The organism is Paraburkholderia sp. XV, from assembly GCF_020177535.1.
GTDB classification, from domain to species: domain Bacteria; phylum Pseudomonadota; class Gammaproteobacteria; order Burkholderiales; family Burkholderiaceae; genus Paraburkholderia; species Paraburkholderia caribensis.
On record NZ_JAGUUD010000247.1, the window covers coordinates 1 to 2654 of the forward strand.

3 protein-coding genes are annotated in these 2654 nt (G+C 63.0%); all 3 read left to right on the top strand.

Translation table 11 applies throughout. The annotated features are described in order from the left end of the window. Positions 1-157 precede the first annotated feature (157 nt). The 3 genes from KFO72_RS42175 to tnpC are packed head-to-tail and all read left to right on the top strand — an operon-like array spanning position 158 to position 2508. Positions 158-541 carry a transposase gene (locus tag KFO72_RS42175; protein ID WP_412101834.1) on the top strand — a complete coding sequence of 128 codons (384 nt, stop codon included), beginning with the start codon at positions 158-160 and terminating at the stop codon, positions 539-541. Beyond that, complete coding sequence (tnpB, locus tag KFO72_RS41690; RefSeq protein ID WP_225034535.1) at positions 538-882, top strand: IS66 family insertion sequence element accessory protein TnpB; 345 nt, start codon at positions 538-540, stop codon at positions 880-882. Before KFO72_RS42175 ends, tnpB begins: the two co-directional genes overlap by 4 nt. Before the next feature lie 30 nt (positions 883-912). After that, entirely contained in the window at positions 913-2508 is a 1596-nt protein-coding gene (gene tnpC / locus KFO72_RS41695; protein ID WP_225034536.1) for an IS66 family transposase, read from the top strand. Positions 2509-2654 lie beyond the last annotated feature (146 nt).

Genomic DNA, 2654 nt, shown 5'->3' on the forward strand with positions numbered 1-2654 from the left:
CGTAAGCGGCTCGCGAGGGCCGTTCGCCATCTCGCGTGAGCTTGACGCATGATTCGAGCAAGCAGCGGACGTTGAGATCATCGCCCGCATTGATTCGGACTGTAGAGGACCTACCGAGATGTCGAACGCATCCCCCAAGGCTCGCCAAACGCACCGCGTGTATTCGCTCGAATTCAAGCAGCAAGTTGTCCAGGAGACTCTTGAGCCCGGAACGTCGGTCTCGGTCGTCGCGCGACGGCACGACATGAACGCTAACGTCGTGTTCGAGTGGAAGCGGCTGTATCGGGAAGGCAAGCTGAAGCTGCCGGGCGTCGAAGCGGCGCCGACATCATCCACCGAATTATTGCCGGTCAACGTGATCGACCTGCCCTTGCCGATGCCGCGCCCGGCACAGCTTGCGGCAAACGAGTCGCCGTCGACGGCGGGCAACGTGCCACCCTCCGTCTGCGAGATCGAGGTTGAGATCGGCAAACGCCGCGTGCGAATCCGCGGCCTGCCGCTCGAGTGCGCCGAATCGTTCCTGCAGGAGTGCCTGCGGTGATCCAGGTTCCAGTCGGCACGCGGATCTGGCTGGTCGGCGGTCTTACAGACATGCGATGCGGGTTTCAGGGACTCTCGGCAAAGGTACAGACAGCGATCGAGGAGAATCCGCTGGGCGGCAACGTGTTCATTTTTCGCGGTCGCCGTGGTGATCTCGTCAAGGTTTTGTGGGCCACCGAGGACGGACTCTGGCTTCTTGCCAGGCGTCTTGAGCGAGGCCGCTTTGTCTGGCCACAAGCCGATGGCGGCAAGGTTCATCTGACGGCAGCCCAGCTGTCGATGTTGCTCGAGGGCATCGACTGGCGACAGCCGCGCCGCACCACCACACTCTCGATGTTGTAAACCGCGCGGAAGGCTCGTAAACTGCGCCACATGTCGAACGGCGCCGATCTTCCCGACGATGTCCAGGCCCTGCAAGCGTTGGTGCTTGCGCAACGCGCGTCGCTTGCTGAACAAGGTGGCGAGATCGAGCGTCTGCAGCGGGACATGGCAGAGCGGGACCTCGAGATCGAACGGCTGAAGGCACAGATCGACAAGCTCAAGCGGATGCACTTCGGCCGCAAGTCCGAGCAGCTTGACCGGCAGATCGCCCGGCTCGAGACCGAACTGGAGGAACTGGCTGCCGGGCGCGGCGTTGCCGATGTGCGCCGTGCTCGCGCGTCGCAGACCAACACGCCCGGCAGCAGCACATCCCCGAAGGAAGCGCTGCCCTCTCATCTGTCGCGCGATGAGCACGTGCTCGAACTCGAACCGAGCTGCCCGCTGTGCGGAAATTCCATGCAGCCGCTCGGCGAAGACATATCCGAACAGCTCGCCCGCGTCGCGGCCGCGTTCAAGGTTATTCGCACGATCCGACCCAAGGCGGTCTGCACCGGCTGCGCTCAGTTCTCGCAGCCGCCCATGCCCGGCTTGCCGATCGAGCGCAGCATCGCCCACCCGAGCCTGCTCGCGGACATCCTGGTCTCGAAGTACGCGGACCATACGCCGTTGTACCGCCAGTCGGAGATTGCCGCGCGCGACGGCGTCACGCTCGACCGCGCCAGCATGGGGCGCTGGGTTGGCCAGTGTGAGGAGCTCTGCCGTCCGCTGACCGAGGCGCTGCGCCGTTACACGATAGCCGGCACCAAGCTGCACGCGGACGACACGCCAATCCCTGTGCTCTCGCCTGGCAACAAGAAGACCCGGACAGGGCGCCTGTGGGTCTACGTGCGCGATGATCGTCGCTCGGGCTCGACGGAACCGGCCTCGGTGTGGTTCGACTACTCGTCCGACCGCAAAGGAGTCCATCCTCAGACCCGTCTCGCCGGATTCGAGGGCATCCTTCAGGCAGATGGCTACGATGGCTTCAACGAACTGTACGCGACTGGCAAAGTTCGTCACGCAGCCTGCTGGGATCACGCGAGGAGACGGTACTTCGAGATTCATGCGAGCACGCCAACCGACAGCACCCAGGAGTTGCTCGAGATGATCGGCGAGCTCTACAGCATCGAAGCCGATATCCGCGGCAAACCAGCCGCCGAGCGGCTGCGCGCACGACAAGAGAAGAGCAAGCCGCTGCTCTTCGCCTTCGAAACGAAGATCAGGACCAGGCTCGCGACGCTGTCGAAGAAGTCGGACCTGGCCGGCGCAATCAACTACTCGCTGAATCGCTGGGCCGAATTGATGCTGTTCTGCGACGATGGGCAGGCCGAGATCAGCAATATCCTGGCCGAAAATGCTCTGCGCTGCGTGAGCCTGGGTCGCAAGAACTTCATGTTCGCCGGTTCCGACAGCGGGGGCGAGCGGGCTGCCGCGATGTACGGTCTGATCGGGACGTGCAAGCTCAACGGGATCAATCCGCGTACCTACCTCGAATACGTCTTGACCCATATCGCTGATCACCAAATCAATCGCATCGAAGAACTGCTGCCCTGGAACGTGGCCCCCAGGCTGCCCAGGAAGACCAGTCCACCCGCATCCGCTTCCTGATCGCCGGGTAAATCCAGATAGATCGCGTCCACGATCGCCGATCATGGACAGGATCTCCCCCGACTCACCCGTTACTCTCCAGATCGCCACCACCATGCCTCACTTACGCGCGTAACGTCGAGAACGGCCTACGCGAGCCGCTTACG

Coding starts and splice junctions, on each gene's coding strand:
- tnpC (WP_225034536.1), top strand. CDS start 913: ATGTCGAACGGCGCCGATCTTCCCGACGATGTCCAGGCCCTGCAAGCG.